Annotated in this window: 1 rRNA gene; it reads left to right on the top strand. The window is 48.4% G+C overall.

From position 1 onward, the window contains the following. Positions 1 to 227: 227 nt before the first annotated feature. A 16S ribosomal RNA gene (locus B5E58_RS13175) occupies positions 228 to 1749 on the top strand. Positions 1750 to 1767: the final 18 nt, after the last annotated feature.

Raw genomic sequence — 1767 nt, 5'->3', positions numbered from 1 at the left:
AAACATTATAAAGGTTTAAGTCAAAAAAACTTGAAAAAAGTTCTTGACAAAATAAACTAAAGATGTTAAAATAAATCTCGTTCGGTTAAAGAACAGATTGAAAAAAATTGGTCTTTGAAAACTAAACAGTTGAATAACACATACAACCCAAGTCAATTAAAATTGATGATAAAACATCAAAGTAATTTTTGGAAAAAAGTCAGAATAATTCTGGCGGAATTAAACTTTAATTTAAGAGTTTGATCCTGGCTCAGGATGAACGCTGGCGGCGTGCTTAACACATGCAAGTCGAGCGGAGTTAATTGAAAGCTTGCTTTTGATTAACTTAGCGGCGGACGGGTGAGTAACGTGTGGGCAACCTGCCCTGTACTGTGGAATAATCACTTGAAAAGGTGACTAATACCGCATGTGGTCCCTGGAAGGCATCTTTCGGGGAAGAAAGGATTTATTCGGTACAGGATGGGCCCGCATCTGATTAGCTAGTTGGTGAGATAACAGCCCACCAAGGCGACGATCAGTAGCCGACCTGAGAGGGTGATCGGCCACATTGGGACTGAGACACGGCCCAAACTCCTACGGGAGGCAGCAGTGGGGAATATTGCACAATGGGGGAAACCCTGATGCAGCAACGCCGCGTGAAGGAAGACGGTTTTCGGATTGTAAACTTCTATCGATGGGGAAGAAATAAATGACGGTACCCAAATAAGAAGCCCCGGCTAACTACGTGCCAGCAGCCGCGGTAATACGTAGGGGGCAAGCGTTATCCGGAATTACTGGGTGTAAAGGGAGCGTAGGCGGCATGGTAAGTAAGATGTGAAAGCCTTGGGCTTAACCTGAGGATTGCATTTTAAACTATCAAGCTAGAGTACAGGAGAGGAAAGCGGAATTCCTAGTGTAGCGGTGAAATGCGTAGATATTAGGAAGAACACCGGTGGCGAAGGCGGCTTTCTGGACTGAAACTGACGCTGAGGCTCGAAAGCGTGGGGAGCGAACAGGATTAGATACCCTGGTAGTCCACGCCGTAAACGATGAGTGCTAGGTGTTGGGGAGGAATCCTCGGTGCCGCAGTTAACACAATAAGCACTCCACCTGGGGAGTACGACCGCAAGGTTGAAACTCAAAGGAATTGACGGGGGCCCGCACAAGCGGTGGAGCATGTGGTTTAATTCGAAGCAACGCGAAGAACCTTACCAAGGCTTGACATCCCGATGACCGTCTCAGAGATGAGATTTTTCTTCGGAACATCGGTGACAGGTGGTGCATGGTTGTCGTCAGCTCGTGTCGTGAGATGTTGGGTTAAGTCCCGCAACGAGCGCAACCCCTATCTTTAGTAGCCATCATTCAGTTGGGCACTCTAGAGAGACTGCCGTGGATAACACGGAGGAAGGTGGGGATGACGTCAAATCATCATGCCCCTTATGTCTTGGGCTACACACGTGCTACAATGGCTGGTAACAGAGTGAAGCGAGACGGTGACGTTAAGCAAAACACAAAAACCCAGTCCCAGTTCGGATTGTAGTCTGCAACTCGACTACATGAAGCTGGAATCGCTAGTAATCGCGAATCAGAATGTCGCGGTGAATACGTTCCCGGGCCTTGTACACACCGCCCGTCACACCATGGGAGTTGGAAGCACCCGAAGTCGATGACCTAACCGCAAGGAGGGAGTCGCCGAAGGTGAAGCCAGTGACTGGGGTGAAGTCGTAACAAGGTAGCCGTATCGGAAGGTGCGGCTGGATCACCTCCTTTCTATGGAGATTTGGTTGA

This window comes from Tyzzerella sp. An114, from assembly GCF_002161055.1.
Lineage (GTDB): Bacteria > Bacillota > Clostridia > Lachnospirales > Anaerotignaceae > Fimicola > Fimicola cottocaccae.
This window is presented reverse-complemented; position numbering and strand designations above follow the sequence as displayed.